This window comes from Massilia sp. CFBP9012 (genome assembly GCF_034045115.1).
GTDB lineage: Bacteria > Pseudomonadota > Gammaproteobacteria > Burkholderiales > Burkholderiaceae_D > Telluria.
The window spans coordinates 203,500-218,697 of the sequence record NZ_JAXCWM010000005.1 but is presented as its reverse complement, the minus strand read 5'-3'; the positions used below and the strand labels follow the sequence as shown (position 1 = coordinate 218,697).

The 15,198-nt window shown below is 62.9% G+C and carries 15 protein-coding genes; 8 read left to right on the top strand and 7 right to left on the bottom strand.

The window, feature by feature from the left end; translation table 11 throughout:
• Positions 1 to 4 precede the first annotated feature (4 nt).
• Both SOM61_RS10065 and SOM61_RS10060 read left to right on the top strand, forming a co-directional pair.
• A complete protein-coding gene (locus SOM61_RS10065) occupies positions 5 to 340 on the top strand; it encodes a hypothetical protein (protein ID WP_320473955.1) in 336 nt (111 codons plus the stop codon).
• A gap of 37 nt (positions 341 to 377) precedes the next feature.
• Positions 378 to 509 carry a VOC family protein gene (locus tag SOM61_RS10060; protein ID WP_320473954.1) on the top strand — a complete coding sequence of 44 codons (132 nt, stop codon included), beginning with the start codon at positions 378 to 380 and terminating at the stop codon, positions 507 to 509.
• A gap of 68 nt (positions 510 to 577) precedes the next feature.
• Here SOM61_RS10060 and SOM61_RS10055 read toward each other — a convergent pair whose 3' ends face one another.
• Positions 578 to 1,540: a MerR family transcriptional regulator gene (locus SOM61_RS10055; RefSeq protein WP_320473953.1), complete on the bottom strand. Its 963-nt coding sequence runs from the start codon at positions 1,538 to 1,540 to the stop codon at positions 578 to 580.
• Positions 1,541 to 1,809: 269 nt separating this feature from the next.
• Here SOM61_RS10055 and SOM61_RS10050 point away from each other — a divergent pair, with 269 nt between their 5' ends.
• On the top strand, positions 1,810 to 2,265 hold the full coding sequence (locus tag SOM61_RS10050) for a fasciclin domain-containing protein (RefSeq protein WP_320473952.1): 456 nt from the start codon (positions 1,810 to 1,812) through the stop codon (positions 2,263 to 2,265).
• Between the two features lie 140 nt (positions 2,266 to 2,405).
• Positions 2,406 to 4,475: a S9 family peptidase gene (locus tag SOM61_RS10045; protein ID WP_320473951.1), complete on the top strand. Its 2,070-nt coding sequence runs from the start codon at positions 2,406 to 2,408 to the stop codon at positions 4,473 to 4,475.
• Positions 4,476 to 4,530: 55 nt separating this feature from the next.
• On the opposite strand, the gene SOM61_RS10040 is transcribed toward SOM61_RS10045, so the two are convergent.
• From SOM61_RS10040 to recA, 6 genes are all read right to left on the bottom strand, one after another.
• The gene (locus SOM61_RS10040; protein ID WP_320473950.1) at positions 4,531 to 5,028 is read right to left on the bottom strand and encodes a pilin; all 498 of its coding nucleotides are present in this window, start codon (positions 5,026 to 5,028) and stop codon (positions 4,531 to 4,533) included.
• 305 nt (positions 5,029 to 5,333) lie between these two features.
• The gene (sucD, locus tag SOM61_RS10035; RefSeq protein WP_147935614.1) at positions 5,334 to 6,215 is read right to left on the bottom strand and encodes a succinate--CoA ligase subunit alpha; all 882 of its coding nucleotides are present in this window, start codon (positions 6,213 to 6,215) and stop codon (positions 5,334 to 5,336) included.
• A gap of 18 nt (positions 6,216 to 6,233) precedes the next feature.
• Positions 6,234 to 7,403, bottom strand: coding sequence for an ADP-forming succinate--CoA ligase subunit beta (sucC, locus tag SOM61_RS10030; RefSeq protein ID WP_147935615.1), 1,170 nt, complete (start codon positions 7,401 to 7,403; stop codon positions 6,234 to 6,236).
• Between the two features lie 68 nt (positions 7,404 to 7,471).
• The gene (locus SOM61_RS10025) at positions 7,472 to 8,035 is read right to left on the bottom strand and encodes a DUF2889 domain-containing protein (RefSeq protein WP_005664964.1); all 564 of its coding nucleotides are present in this window, start codon (positions 8,033 to 8,035) and stop codon (positions 7,472 to 7,474) included.
• A gap of 538 nt (positions 8,036 to 8,573) precedes the next feature.
• Positions 8,574 to 9,038, bottom strand: a complete 465-nt coding sequence (gene recX / locus SOM61_RS10020; RefSeq protein ID WP_320473949.1) for a recombination regulator RecX — start codon at positions 9,036 to 9,038, stop codon at positions 8,574 to 8,576.
• A gap of 87 nt (positions 9,039 to 9,125) precedes the next feature.
• Positions 9,126 to 10,202: a recombinase RecA gene (gene recA, locus SOM61_RS10015; RefSeq protein WP_123069054.1), complete on the bottom strand. Its 1,077-nt coding sequence runs from the start codon at positions 10,200 to 10,202 to the stop codon at positions 9,126 to 9,128.
• Between the two features lie 338 nt (positions 10,203 to 10,540).
• On the opposite strand from recA, the gene SOM61_RS10010 reads away from it, so the two are divergent.
• The 4 genes from SOM61_RS10010 to SOM61_RS09995 are packed head-to-tail and all read left to right on the top strand — an operon-like array spanning position 10,541 to position 15,183.
• Positions 10,541 to 11,275 carry a response regulator transcription factor gene (locus tag SOM61_RS10010; protein WP_320473948.1) on the top strand — a complete coding sequence of 245 codons (735 nt, stop codon included), beginning with the start codon at positions 10,541 to 10,543 and terminating at the stop codon, positions 11,273 to 11,275.
• Positions 11,272 to 12,843: a sensor histidine kinase gene (locus SOM61_RS10005; protein WP_414674962.1), complete on the top strand. Its 1,572-nt coding sequence runs from the start codon at positions 11,272 to 11,274 to the stop codon at positions 12,841 to 12,843. The genes SOM61_RS10010 and SOM61_RS10005 overlap by 4 nt, the downstream gene beginning before the upstream one ends.
• A complete protein-coding gene (locus SOM61_RS10000) occupies positions 12,821 to 13,138 on the top strand; it encodes a DUF4212 domain-containing protein (protein WP_320473947.1) in 318 nt (105 codons plus the stop codon). The genes SOM61_RS10005 and SOM61_RS10000 overlap by 23 nt, the downstream gene beginning before the upstream one ends.
• A complete protein-coding gene (locus SOM61_RS09995; protein ID WP_320473946.1) occupies positions 13,135 to 15,183 on the top strand; it encodes a sodium:solute symporter family protein in 2,049 nt (682 codons plus the stop codon). Before SOM61_RS10000 ends, SOM61_RS09995 begins: the two co-directional genes overlap by 4 nt.
• Positions 15,184 to 15,198: the final 15 nt, after the last annotated feature.

The window sequence follows — 15,198 nt, the reverse complement described above, 5'->3', positions numbered from 1 at the left end:
TGTCATGACGACCGCATACCCGCAGTTCACCGCATCGACTGTCCAGCTGAACGCCGTGCCCTATCAAGATGCATTCCTGAAAATCGCCAATGTCTACGCGGATTCGACCCGCGCCAGCGTGGAGCAGCTCTGGATCAGCTCGTCCAAGATCATCATGGAAGAGACGATGAAGGCTTTCATCGCCGCCTCGCAGTCATGCGCCGAAGCCTTGACCAGGAATGCCGTGTCGGTCCAGCAACAGTCATTCGGCCGGCTCATCAGCGCTAACCAGAAGGCGGTCGAGATCATGGGCCAGAGCTTTGCCGACGTCATGGCGGCCGGCTGGAAACCGGCGCGCTGAGCGCTCCGCTTCATCATCCTTTCGAAAGGAGTCGTCGATGGCACGCAGCATCACTCCATTCCTGATGTTCGAAGGTACGGCCGAGGAAGCGATGCGCTTCTATGTTTCGCTGTTCGCCCGCTCCGAAGTCAAGCAGATCGAGCACTACAAAAGCGGCGAGGCTGGCTGAATGACCGCTTTGGCGTGTCCTGGCAGATGAACCTGAGCTGAACCGGGGCGTTCGACCTCACTGGTCTTTCAGGCCCAGCCTTTTGGCAGCGGCAATCCTTCCTGGAGAGCCAGGCGTTCCATCGCCGCTTCCAGCACGACCCGCGCGCGGCCCGAAGCCAGCGCCAGTTCGGCATGCAGGGCGGCGTCTTCCGGATTGCGCGATGCACAATGCTGGCTGTAGCGCTCGAAGCTGCCCACCATCATCAGCAATTCGGTCAAGTGACGCGGGCATTCGCAGGTCAGGCGGTTACCAGCGGCCGCGATATTGGCCAGGTCCTCGTCGGCAAAACGCGGCGGGGCGACGGCGGCGGCCACCGGCTCCTGTAGCGGCGGGCGATGGCCGGTCAGGGCAGACTGGCATAGCAGCGCCAGTTCGTTCAGGTCGGCCGGAATACGCGCGACCAGGCAGCCTTGCGCACGCAGGGTGCGGATCGTGGCGCTCGAGCAGAAGCGGTACAGCACGACGACCGCAGCAACGCCGCTCGCCTCGCGCGCGGCGGCAATGGCCGGCATCACGCGTTCATCGAGTTCGGACTGCTCGATCACCAGTACGTCGGCGCCTGCGTCACGTGGTAACTCTTCCGCCATTGCAAGGCCCGCGGCGTTGCCGCGTACATCCAGGCCGAGGGCGCTCTGCCCCATGGCGGCGACGCGCCGCGCCAGCATGGCGCCCACCAGCAGCACACGCACCGGCGCTGCCTGGAGGGCCCGTGCCTGTCCATCCATGCCCAGCATCGATTGCAACTGATCACGACTCAGGCCAGCAAGGACACCGATCGAGTGCCCCTGGTCGACCAGCTGCTTGAGCAGGCCGAGGCGCGCGACCTGTTCGGCCGAGTAGAGGCGCTGGCCACGCTCGGAGCGCTGGGCATCCGACAGACTGTAGCGGCGCTCCCATACGCGCAGCGTTTCAACTGGCAAGCCGGCTAACCGTGCCGCTGCGCCAGTGCGGTACATGATCCGCTCTTGTCCCGTTTTGAATGAATCCATGATTGAGTGTCCCAAATTGAACCAGATATTGATAACGAATGCTGTAACACACTGAAGAAAATGACGGTTACGTGTTCAACAGTACGCGGCAGTCTGACCAGTTGCTCGCGCACGAGTGCTCCCCTTTCTTGAGATCATCAAATGAACAAGGTTTGAACCCATTTTATAGGACAGATTCGATTCACACATTAGACTACGCTACTAAATCCACGTAAATTGGCTTCAGGTCGGTTCATTGCGAACCTATCAACCCAACTTCTGGAGCCAATATGAAAAAGATCTTGATTGCTTTGCCCCTCGCATTCGCCTTCGCGTCCGTCCAGGCGGCGGACATCGTGGATACCGCGAAATCGGCCGGCACCTTCAACACCCTGGTCACTGCGGTGCAAGCTGCCGGCCTGACCGATACCCTGAAGGGTCCAGGTCCGTTCACCGTCTTTGCCCCGACTGACGCCGCCTTTGCAAAAATCCCGAAGGCCAAGCTGGACGCCCTGCTGAAAGACAAGGCAGCACTGTCCAAGGTACTGACCTATCACGTGGTGCCTGGAAAAGTCATGGCTGCCGACGTCAAGCCTGGCGACGTCAAGACCGTCGAGGGTAGCGCGTTCGCAGTAAAAGTTGCGGGCGGCAAGGTCATGGTCGACAAGGCCACCGTCACCAAGACCGACATCGCAGCCGATAATGGTGTGATCCATGTGATCGATACGGTCATCATGCCGAAGTAAACCCGGCCTCCTCGTCGAGATAGTTCCCATCCCGTTCATTCCCGGCGGTGGGAATATGTCGGCTTCATGCCTGATGACATCGTGGTAAATTGCCGGCTTGCCTGCGGCACCCGGCCGCGGCACTGATCGACGAGGATGGAATGACATTTCGCTTGCTGACGATGGCAGCGGCCCTGCTGGCCGCCACCACCGCGACCGCCGCGCCGCGCGGCTTTACCGTGGAAGACCTGGTCAATATGGAGCGGGTGGGCAGCCCGGCCGTATCGCCGGATGCCACGCGCGTGATCTATACCGTGCGCAGCACGGACATGGAAAAGAACCGCGGCAATACCCAATTGTGGATGGTCGACCTGCGCGCCGCCAAGCCGGCGCCGCAGCGCCTGACCCAGCATGCGTCCAGCAGCAGCGACCCGGAATGGTCGTCTTCGGGCGACGCCGTCTATTTCCTGTCGGCGCGCTCGGGCTCGTCGCAGGTATGGCGCCAGCCGGTCGCCGGCGGCGAGGCGGTACAGGTGACGAACCTGCCACTGGACGTCGACAATTTCCGCCTTGCGCCAAGCGGCGACCGCCTCGCCTTCAGCCTGGCCGTGTTCCGCGACTGCACCGACCTGGCCTGCACCAAGTCGCGCCTGGATGCCAATGAGAAGGACAAGGCCACCGGCAAGGTCTATGACCGCCTGTTCGTGCGCCACTGGGACACCTGGGGCGACCACCGCAATGCGGTGCTGTTCTCGGCGCCGCTGGGCGCGGATGGCAAGGTCGGCGGCGAGCCGGTCAGCCTGTCCGGTTCGCTCGACGGCGATGTGCCCTCCAAGCCGTTCGGCGACCGCGAAGAATACCGCTTCAGCCCGGACGGCAAGACCATCGTGTTCTCGGCGCGCATCGCCGGCAAGACCGAAGCCTGGTCGACCAATTTCGATTTGTACAGCGTGCCGGCCGCGGGCGGCGCAGCGCCACGCAACCTGACCCAGGACAATCCGGCCTGGGATACCAAAGGCACCTTCTCGCCCGACGGCCGCACCCTGGCCTATCTTGCGATGGCGCGTCCCGGCTTCGAGGCCGACCGTTACCAAGTCATGCTGATGGACGTGGCCAGCGGCCAGAAGCGCAAGCTGGCGGCCGACTGGGATCGCTCGGCCGGCAGCCTGGTGTGGCGTGCGGATGGCAAGGCGCTGATCGTCGATGCCGAAGACATCGGCCAGCACCGCCTGTTCTCGATCGACGTCGCCAACGGCAAGGTGACGCCGCTGACCGACAAGGGCGCGGTCGGCGCCTATGACCTGCGGCGCGATACCCTGGTCTACACCCACGCCAACCTGCAGTCGGGCGCACAACTGTTCTCGATGAAGCTGGGCGGCAAGCCGATGCAATTGACCGATGTGAACACGGAACGCTTGAAGGACGTGCGCTTCGGCGAGTCCGAGCAGTTCTCGTTTGCCGGCGCCAATGGCGAGACCGTGTATGGCTACGTGATGAAGCCGTGGAATGCGCAGCCCGGCCAGAAATATCCGGTCGCCTTCATCGTCCACGGCGGCCCGCAAGGCAGCTTCGGCAACAGCTGGAGCTACCGCTGGAATCCGCAGGTGTATGCGGGCGCGGGTTACGCGGCCGTGTTCATCGACTTCCACGGCTCGACCGGCTATGGCCAGAAGTTCACCGATTCCATCAGCAACGACTGGGGCGGCAAGCCGCTGGTCGACCTGCAGAAGGGATATGACGCGGCGGTGCAGAAATTCTCGTGGCTCGATCGTTCACGCGATTGCGCGCTGGGGGCGTCGTACGGCGGCTACATGATGAACTGGATCGCGGGTAACTGGTCGGATGAGTTCAAGTGCATCGTGAATCACGATGGCGTGTTCGATACGCGCGGCATGGCGTACTCGACCGAGGAACAGTGGTTTACCGACTGGGAGAGCGGCGGGCCTTACTTCAAGGTGCCGGAGAACCATGAGCGCTTCAATCCGGTTCATCACGTGAACAAGTGGAAGACGCCGATGCTGGTGATTCAGGGTGATCTGGATTTCCGCATTCCTACCGCGCAGGCGTTGGGGACGTTTACCGCGCTGCAGCGCATGGGTGTGGAGAGCAAGCTGCTGGTGTTCCCGGATGAGAACCATTGGGTGTTGAAGCCGGCGAACTCGGTGCAGTGGCATCACACTGTGGTGGGGTGGCTGGATCAGTATCTGAAGACGCAACCTGCTGCGAAATAAGGCTGAAAAGCAAAAAGCCCGCTGTGAAGCGGGCTTTTTGCTAGGCAAGCGAGGATTACTCGGTCGGGGTGGTGGTCGGGGTCGTCGCTGGTGGATTGTTTTTGGTAATCGCTTCCGAGGCAGCTTCATTGGTGATGGTTGCCGATGGAGTATTCCTCCAAGCCAGAGTCGCCGCGCCTTCTTCAGTCACAGGTTCCATGGTGATCGTACCGCCGTTGACGCCGTCACCGATCGTACTGCTCAGAGTAACAAGGATTTCACCACCGTCAACTGCAACACTAGCGATTTCTGAAGTCGCGAACGTTGCTGGAACACCGTTACTACCGCTGTCGCAAGAGTCCAAGCCACCGTTTTCCTGCGAGCACACCGCTACGGCGGTTTTGACGGAAGAAACCGACGCAAGCGCCGCAGCAACCTTCGAACGAATGGTGTAGTTGCTGTACTGCGGAATTGCGACCGCTGCCAGGATACCGATGATCGCAACGACGATCATCAGTTCGATCAGGGTGAAGCCGCCTTGGGCGTTTTTGCTTGGCATTTGCTTGAAGTTCATTTTTCTCTCCAGGAGTGGTATTTCAAAAAGTAGGACTACGTATCTTGTACTGCTCTGCTGCTACGCTTTCCTATATGCAAGCGGCGTGCCAGCTCGAAAGTAGCAAGAAACTGTCGATTTTATGAATACCCTGATAACAAAATGCTGTGCCATGACAAAATCTGATGCCTCCAGTGACAAAATTTGTCAGTGCCATGCGGCAATTTTTGTCAGGCGACGAAGATTGGCGACGAAAAATGGACTCGCAAATAAAAACGGGGAGCCGAAGCTCCCCGTTTTAGCGCTCGATCAAGAAATCGTCAGGATTACAGCATTGCCTTCAGCAGACGCGCCATTTCCGACGGGTTCTTGGTGACGGTGATGCCGCAGGCTTCCATGATTTCCAGCTTGGCTTGCGCGGTGTCTGCGCCGCCCGAGATCAGCGCGCCGGCGTGGCCCATGCGCTTGCCTGGAGGCGCGGTGACGCCAGCGATGAAGCCGACGACTGGCTTCTTCATGTTGTCCTTGATCCAGTAAGCCGCGTTGGCTTCGTCCGGGCCGCCGATTTCGCCGATCATGATGACCGCGTCGGTGTCAGGATCGTCATTGAACATCTTCATGACGTCGATGTGCTTCAGACCATTGATCGGGTCGCCGCCGATGCCGACTGCCGACGATTGGCCCAGGCCCAGTGCGGTCAGCTGGCCGACTGCTTCATAGGTCAGGGTGCCCGAACGCGACACGACGCCGATACGGCCCTTCTTGTGGATGTGACCTGGCATGATGCCGATCTTGATTTCGTCAGGGGTGATCAGGCCTGGGCAGTTCGGACCCAGCAGCAGGGTCTTGGAACCGGCTTTGGCCATGCGATCCTTGATTTCCATCATGTCGCGGACAGGGATGCCTTCGGTGATGCAAATTGCCAGGTCCAGCTCGGCTTCGACGGCTTCCCAGATTGCAGCTGCTGCGCCAGCTGGTGGGACGTAGATCACCGACACGTTGGCGCCAGTTTCTTTCTTGGCTTCAGCAACGTTAGCGAAAATTGGAATGCCTTCGAAGTCCTCGCCGGCTTTCTTCGGGTTCACGCCAGCAACGAAGGCTTCCTTGCCGTTCGCGTAGTCGCGGCACATACGGGTGTGGAACTGGCCGGTCTTGCCGGTGATGCCCTGGGTGACTACTTTGGTATCTTTGTTGATCAGAATCGACATTTTTATTTCCTTAGCGAATTAGGCTTTACCAGCGGCGGCGGCAACGACCGACTTCGCTGCGTCTTCCATCGTGTCTGCGGCGATGATCGGCAGGCCCGATTCAGCCAGCATCTTCTTGCCCAGATCTTCGTTGGTGCCCTTCATGCGCACGACCAGTGGCACTTGCAGCGACACGGCTTTCGAAGCAGCGATCACGCCTTCAGCGATGACGTCGCAACGCATGATGCCGCCGAAGATGTTGACCAGGATAGCTTTCAGGTCAGGGTTCTTCAGCATGATCTTGAAGGCTTCGGTCACTTTCTCGGCCGTAGCGCCACCGCCCACGTCCAGGAAGTTGGCCGGCTCGCCGCCGAACAGCTTGATGGTGTCCATGGTCGCCATGGCCAGGCCGGCGCCGTTCACCAGGCAGCCGATATTGCCGTCGAGCGAGATGTAGGCCAGGTCGAATTTCGATGCTTCGACTTCAGCTGGATCTTCTTCGTCCAGGTCGCGGTAGGCGACGATTTCCGGACGGCGGTACAGGGCGTTGGCGTCGAAGTTGAACTTCGCGTCCAGGGCGATGATCTTGCCGCTGCCGGTGACGATCAGTGGGTTGATCTCGGCCAGCGATGCGTCGGTTTCCCAGTAGGCTTTGTACAGGCCTTGCAGGTTGGCGCGAGCATCGGCGATCGAGCCAGCAGGCACGCCGATCTTGGCGGCGACATCGTCAGCCTGCGCATCGGTCAGGCCGACTTTAGGGTCGATCACGACATTGTGGATTTTTTCTGGGTTGCTGTGCGCGACTTCTTCGATGTCCATGCCGCCTTCCGACGAGGCCATCAGCACGACTTTCTGGGTGACGCGGTCGGTAACCAGCGACACGTACAGCTCTTGTTTGATGTCGGCGCCTTCTTCGATCATCAGGCGACGCACTTTCTGGCCTTCAGGGCTGGTCTGATGGGTGATCAGCTGCATGCCCATGATCTGCTCGGAGTATTCCTTGACCTGCTCGATCGACTTGGCGACCTTGACGCCACCGCCCTTGCCGCGGCCACCAGCGTGGATCTGTGCCTTGACGACCCAGACCGGACCGCCCAGCTCTTCAGCGGCTTTGACAGCGTCTTCGACCGACATGCACGGAATGCCGCGCGGAACGGTCACTCCGAATTTTCGGAGGATCTCTTTGCCCTGGTACTCATGGATCTTCATGCTGGCTTCCCTTCTTCTATTACTGAATTAGAAATACGGTTGAACTACAAAGATAAAAACGACGAACGCTAACCCGAGACGGCCTTGATCGACCAGCGTGGGTAGTATTTGGCCACGGCAGGGCCGTCGCTGCGCAGGGCATGGCAACGGTCGAGCTCAAATGGACGGTCGGTTGACGAACCGCCGAGCCCACCTGGGGCGTCGACATTGTCGTCAGCAAAGGCTTGCAAGGCTGCGGTCGGCAGCACCTGGGCCAATTCGGTCAAATGGGTGCAGCCGAGCACGCCGGATAGGCGGTCTTTCAGATGCAACCGGAAATGGTTCACGAGCGAGAGCCCGATCAACTTTTTGTAGGCAGGGCCGATGGTATCGCAATAGCCCGGATACGGGACGGCATCGGATGCGGCTTCGGCGTCGACGATGTTGAGGTCGCGGTCAATGGTCACGCGCAGCTTGAGGTCGTGCACCGGCGTGCCGCCGGGCCGTTCGCCGGAAGCAAGCGCAACAGTACGCGTCTTCACATCGCGGATGCTGGCATCGAGGTCCCACAAGCCATCGTCGCGCGCGAACGCTTCGACTGTGATGGCGCGCGTATGCCGGAGCGAGCGCGATACGGGAGGTGACAGAGGCATAAATACCAGTGCCGTCGAGACGGCGGTTAGTGATGCAGCCGGTGTGCTTTGTGCACGTCACCGCAGCTTCTGCGGCGACAACCGCTCATGCGGCGCTGCTTAAACCCGCAAAGTTTAGCACAGCGTCCACAGCGGCGCATGGGAAAGAAAGGTCGCTAAGGGATACTACGAGGAGATGAAGGGACTTCGAGACAATATGACGGCGCGTTTGTCGCTTATATTATTCACCTGTCTTTAATGAACGCCGCCACCCCATTCACAATATGAATATAAGATATGTATTTGGGATAGGATCAGTGGATGACCTGGATGGCCAGGCGAGAAAAAGCGCCAGCGTGCAGCGCCATCACCCGTTGAGGAATATGCCTTGGGCATATCGGGAATGACGCTCCACGCTGGCGCCTGGAGAGAGTGTGTCCGCTGATCATTGTCAAGGACATCGTGCCCCTGGAGGCACGGCGTAATGACGCACATTGATGACGCACATTGTAGTCGAACGCGTGGACGGAAACCCGTCCACCCTACGCCAGGGCGGCCCTTACTCTGGCAGCTCGTCGTCCGCGGGGCTACCCTGCATCGCCACCCGCGCAGCACGCTGGGAAAACCCGCGCTGCAACAGAAAGCGCATCTGCTTGGCGCGCATCGCCGCGTCGGTGGCGACGGTGCCGAACTTGCGCTGCCAGACTTCGACGGCGCGCGCGGTCTCGCTGTCGGACAGCCCGGCCTTGATCTCGACCAGCGCATCGCCGGTGACGCCATGGCTTTGCAGCTCGGCCACCACACGGCTATTGCCGTAGCGGCTGGCCTTACGGTTGATCAGGGATTCGGCGAAACGTTCCTGCGACAGCCAGTTATTCTTTTCAAGAAAATCCAGAAGGGCGTCGACGTCGTCGTCTTCCTGGGCATACTTGGCCAGCTTGCGCCGCAATTCGAACCGGCTGTGCTCGCGCTGCGACAGATAGCGCAGCGCGCGCGCCTTGAGGCTCAGTGCCGGTGCTGGCATGCGGACACCATCGTCGACAACATGGCGCGGACGGACGGGCAGTAGGCACCCAAGGCGCTACCCTGCCGCGCCGTCCTCGCCAGACGATTATTCACCAACAGCCTGCAGCTTCGGCTTGTCGTCGCCACCGGCTGCTGCCGGCGGCAGTTCGCGCACGCCCAGGGCGGCACGGACCTTGTTCTCGATCTCACGCGCCAGGGCTGGACGATCCACCAGGAACTGACGGGCATTATCCTTGCCCTGGCCGATACGCTCGCCGTTATAGCTGTACCACGAGCCCGACTTCTCGACGATCTTGTTGTCGGCGCCCAGATCCAGGATTTCGCCTTCGCGCGAGGTGCCTGCTCCGTACAGGATGTCGAAGTGGGCCTCTTTGAACGGTGGCGCGATCTTGTTCTTGACGACCTTGACCTTGGTTTCGTTACCGATCACTTCGTCGCCCGACTTGATCGAGCCGGTACGACGGATGTCCAGGCGCACGGAGGCGTAGAACTTCAGTGCGTTACCGCCAGTGGTCGTCTCTGGGCTGCCGAACATGACGCCGATCTTCATGCGGATCTGGTTAATGAAGATCACCAGCGTGTTGGTGCGGTTGATCGAACCGGTGAGCTTGCGCAGCGCTTGCGACATCAGGCGCGCCTGCAGGCCCGGCAGCGAGTCGCCCATATCGCCTTCGATCTCGGCGCGCGGGGTCAGTGCCGCCACCGAGTCGATGACCACCAGGTCGACGCTGCCCGAACGCACCAGTGCGTCGGTGATCTCAAGGGCCTGCTCGCCGGTGTCGGGCTGCGAGATCAGCAGATCGCTCAGGTTGATGCCCAGTTTTTGGGCATAGGTCACGTCGAGTGCGTGCTCGGCGTCGATGAAGGCGCAGGTGCCACCCAGTTTTTGCATCTGGGCGATGGTCTGCAGCGTCAGGGTGGTTTTACCCGACGATTCAGGGCCGTAGATCTCGACGATACGGCCGCGTGGCAGGCCGCCGACGCCCAGGGCGATGTCGAGGCCCAGCGAGCCGGTGGAAACAGTCTGCACTTCTTCGACCGGCGCATTGGCATCCATGCGCATGACCGAGCCCTTGCCGAACTGCTTTTCGATTTGCGCCAGGGCGGCTGCCAGCGCCTTGCCCTTTTCAGCGGCGTTCAATGCGGATTTTTTGTCGTCCATGGTGTACTTTCAATCGTGGAGTAGGCAAGGTGTGGGCGCGCACGCGCACTTCAATAGCCACTACTGTATAAAAATCCAGTGGTTTTTGCAAGCACTAATACGTGACCATTTTGTCAATAAATGGGGTGAGGCTCGCATTGTTGCGACAAATCAAACACAATAGGACCTGGAACGTGACTACGTGTCCACTGTCCCATGCACGTCGTTCCCGCGAAGGCGGGAACCCCAGGCCGCCGCAATGCCAGCACGTATAAGGCAGCGGCACGCACGCAAACTTGGGTCCCCGCCTGCGCGGGGGCGACGAGCGAGAGTCAACAAGCAAATAACGAGGTGCCACCATGCGAATTCTGCTCGCCGAAGATGATAGCGTACTTGCCGACGGCCTGACGCGCTCCCTGCGCCAGTCCGGCTACGCCATCGATTACGTCAAGAACGGTCAGGATGCCGACACCGCCCTCTCCACCCAGGAGTTCGACCTGCTCATCCTCGACCTCGGCCTGCCGAAGATGTCGGGGCTCGAAGTGCTGCGCCGCCTGCGCGCCCGCGCCTCGCTGCTGCCGGTCCTGATCCTCACCGCCGCCGATTCCGTCGAGCAGCGCGTGGAAGGCCTCGACCTGGGCGCCGACGACTACATGGCCAAGCCGTTCGCCCTGTCCGAACTCGAGGCGCGGGTGCGCGCCCTCACCCGCCGCGGCGCCGGCGGCGGCCCGGCCGTGGTGCGCCACGGCCCACTGGTCTACGACCAGGTCGGCCGCAGCGCCTACATCAACGAGCAGATGCTCGACCTGTCGGCGCGCGAACTCGGCCTGCTCGAGGTGCTGCTGGCGCGCACCGGCCGCTTGGTATCCAAAGAACAATTGGTCGACCATCTGTGCGAATGGGGCGAAGAAGTCTCCAACAACGCGATCGAGGTCTACGTGCACCGCCTGCGCAAGAAGATCGAAGTCGGCGGCGTGCGCATCGCCACCGTGCGCGGCCTGGGCTACTGCCTCGAGAAATTCTCCGAGGCCGCGGCGAGCGCCTCCGCTGAACGCGCAGCAGCAACGGCATCGGCAACCGTCGCCGACAGGTGAACGAACGCGACGCCGGCTTCACGGCCGGGACTGAGTACACTCCGGCCACGACGGCCGAGCCGACCTACATCCCGCCGAATCCCGAGCCGGACGAGAACATCCGGCACTCGCTGTTCGGCGAGATCCTCGACTGGATGCTGGCCCCGCTGCTATTGCTGTGGCCGATGAGCATCGCCATCACCTATCTCGTCGCCAAGTCGATCGCCAACCAGCCCTTCGACGACGCGCTCGAAGACCGGGTCACGGTGCTGAGCCAGCAGATTCGCAACGTGGGCGGCAAGGCCGCCGGCCAGTTGCATCCGTCCGGCCGCGACATCCTGCGCGCCGACGACGTCGACAGCGTCTATTACCTGCTGGCCGGGCCCGATGGCGAGCTGCTGGACGGCGACCGCGACCTGCCGCGTCCGCGCCTGAACGCGGCCGACGAGCACGCACGCAGTGGCGCGGTCGAGTTCCGCAACGACAGCATCCACGGCACGCCGATCCGGGTCGCCTACACCTATATCAATCTCGACCCGCTGCACGAACGCTCCCCGCAGCCGCCGCTCGAACCGCCGCTGGCTTTGGTGCAGGTGGCCGAGACGCTCGATAAACGGGCGCACCTGGCGGGCGAAATCATCAAGGGCGTGATCCTGCCCCAGTTCATCATCCTGCCGGTGATCCTGGCCCTGGTGTGGTTCGCGCTGTCGCGCGGCCTGACCCCGCTGGCCGAGCTGCAGCAGCGCATCCGCGCGCGGCCCCAGGACGACCTGTCGCCGATCGATCCGCGCCAGGTGCCGGAAGAGATCTCGCCGCTGGTCGGCTCCTTCAACGACATGCTCGAGCGCCTGGGCGAATCGATGGCGATGCAGAAGCGCTTCATCGCCGACGCCGCGCACCAGATGAAGACCCCGCTGGCCGGCATGCGCATGCAGTCCGAACTGGCCCTGCGCCAGCTCGACCCGGCCGAGATCCACCGCTCGCTGGAACAGCTGGCCAAGAGTTCGGAATCGGCCACGCGCCTGGTGAACCAGCTGCTGGCGCTGGCGCGCGCCGAAAACCAGCCGCAGGCCGGCCTGGCCTTCGCCGGGATCGACTTGCCGGTGCTCGCGCGCGAGACGGTGCGCGACTGGGTGCAAGCCTCGTTCGCGGGCGAGATCGACCTGGGCTTCGAACCGCCGGCCGCCGACGAAGGCCCGGTCGTCATCGCAGGCCAGCCGCTGATGCTGCGCGAACTGCTGTCGAACCTGATCGACAATGCGCTGCGCTACACGCCGGCCGGCGGCAGCGTCACGGTGCGCGTGCGGCGCGACGGCGCCGGCGGACCTGCGCTGCTCGAGGTCGAGGACACCGGCCCCGGCATCGCTCCCAACGAGCGCGAACGCGTGTTCGAGCGCTTCTACCGCATCCTGGGCAGCAATACCCAGGGCAGCGGCCTGGGCCTGGCGATCGTGCGCGAGATCGCGCGCCAGCACGGCGCCGAGATCGACATCTTCAACAACCCGCGCTGCCAGTCCAAGCGCTTCCCGGGCTGCCTGTTCCGCCTGACCTTCCCTCCCCCGCTCCATGAACCCGACGCCGCCCCCTGATCCCCACCATGACGAAGCGGCACGCCGCCGCGCCGCCAACGCCACGCACTGGGAACGCACCCGCAAGATGACCCTGCTGCTGCTGGCGCTGTGGCTGGCGACCGGCTTCGGCACCGTGTTCTTCGCGCGCGAGCTGGCGCGCTTCGAGGTGTTCGGCTGGCCCCTGTCGTTCTATATGGCGGCGCAAGGCGCCTCGCTGGTGTCGCTGGCCATCATCGGCTTCTATGCCTGGCGCATGCGCCGGATCGATCGCGACGCCGCCGCGCAGGCCGCGGCCGGGGCGGAGCCACGATGAGCGGCAAGCCACCCTATTTCAGCAAGCTGGCGCGCTACTACCTGTGGTACACCGGCTGCTTCGCCCTGTTCCTGGTTGCGGTCGCCCTGCTCGAGCAGGAAGGCATGCCGCGCCTGTGGATCGGCCACCTGTTCATGTTCGCCACCATCGCCCTGTACGCGATCATCGGCGTGATCTGCCGCACCTCGAGCGTCACCGAATACTACGTCGCCGGACGGCGCGTGCCGGCCATGTTCAACGGCATGGCCACCGCCGCCGACTGGATCTCGGCGGCCAGCTTCATCAGCCTGGCCGGCGGCCTCTACCTGCAGGGCTTCGACGGCCTGGCCTTCATCATGGGCTGGACCGGCGGCTTCGTGCTGGTCGCGCTGCTGATCGCGCCTTATCTACGCAAGTTCGCGCAATACACCGTGCCCGATTTCCTGGCGGCGCGCTACGGCGGCGGCGCCGGCGGACGCGGCGCCCCGGTGCGCGCGCTGGCGGTCGGCGCCACCATCCTGGTGTCGTTCACCTACGTGGTGGCGCAGATCTACGCGGTCGGCCTGATCGCTTCGCGCTTCACCGGCGTCGATTTCTCGATCGGGATCTTCCTGGGCCTGGCGAGCATCCTGGTGTGCTCGTTCCTGGGCGGGATGCGCGCCATCACCTGGACCCAGGTGGCGCAGTACATCATCCTGCTGGTCGCCTTTTTGATTCCAACCATGTGGCTGTCGGCCAAGCATGCCGACAATCCGATTCCCGCGGTGGCCTATGGCTCGCTGATGCCCAAGCTGACCGCGCGCGAAGCCGAACTGGCCAGGGACCCGCGCGAAGAACAGGTGCGCGCCGAGTTCCGCCGCAGGGCCGACGCATACGCGGGGCGGCTGGACGCCCTGCCCGAATCGCTGGAGACCGGCAAGCTGGAAGCCCAGCGCCAGCTGGCGGCGGCGCGCGCGCGCAATGCCTCGCTCACCGAGGTGCGCCAGGCCGAGCGCGCGTTGGCCACCTACCCCAACTCGGTGGACGAGGCGCGCTCGCAGTGGAGCGAGCGGCGCGACGCCAACCTGGCGCGGGCGCGGCCGCCCGAACCGCACGCCGAACCCTTCCCCGGCGCCACCAAGGAGGAATCGGACAACCGCCGCAACAACTTCCTGGCGGTGGTGTTCTGCCTGATGTTCGGCACTGCGGCGCTACCCCACATCCTGATGCGGGCCTACACCACGCCGTCGGTGAACGACACCCGGGTCTCGGTGTTCTGGACCCTGTTCTTCATCCTGCTGGTGTACCTGACGATTCCGGCGCTGGCGGTGCTGGCCAAGTACGACATCTATACTTCGCTGGTGGGAAGCGACTTTTCGGCGCTGCCCACCTGGATCTCGTACTGGGCCAATGTGGACAAGGCCAATCCCCTGGTGAGCGTGGCCGACATCAACGGCGACGGCATCGTGCAGCTGGCCGAATTCGCGATCGACGCCGACGTGCTGGTGCTGGCCACGCCGGAGATCGGCGGCCTGCCCTACGTGATCGCGGGCCTGGTCGCGGCCGGCGGCCTGGCGGCGGCGCTGTCGACCGCCGACGGCCTGCTGCTGGCGATCTCCAACGCGCTGTCGCACGACGTCTACTACAAGATGGTCAACCCGAGCGCCTCGACCCAGAAGCGGGTCACGATTTCCAAGCTGCTGCTGCTGGGGGTGGCCTTCATCGCCGCCTATGTGGCCTCGCAAAAGCCGGCCGACATCCTGTCGCTGGTAGCGGCGGCGTTCTCGCTCGCTGGTTCTACTTTGTTCCCGGTGCTGGTGCTGGGCGTGTTCTGGAAGCGCGCCAACCACCAGGGCGCGATCGCCGGCATGCTCGCCGGCTTCGCGGTCTGCCTGTACTACATGCTGCGCGCCAGCCCGGCACTGGGCGGCAGCCTGGATGCCGCCTGGTTCGGCATCCTGCCGATGGCGGCGGGCGTGTTCGGGGTGCCGGCGGGGATGCTCACGGTCGTCGTGGTGAGCCTTCTCACACCCCGGCCCAGCCGCGGCAGCGAAGGCATGGTGGACTATATCCGGGCGCCGGAATGAGCGGGAGTGCAGCCG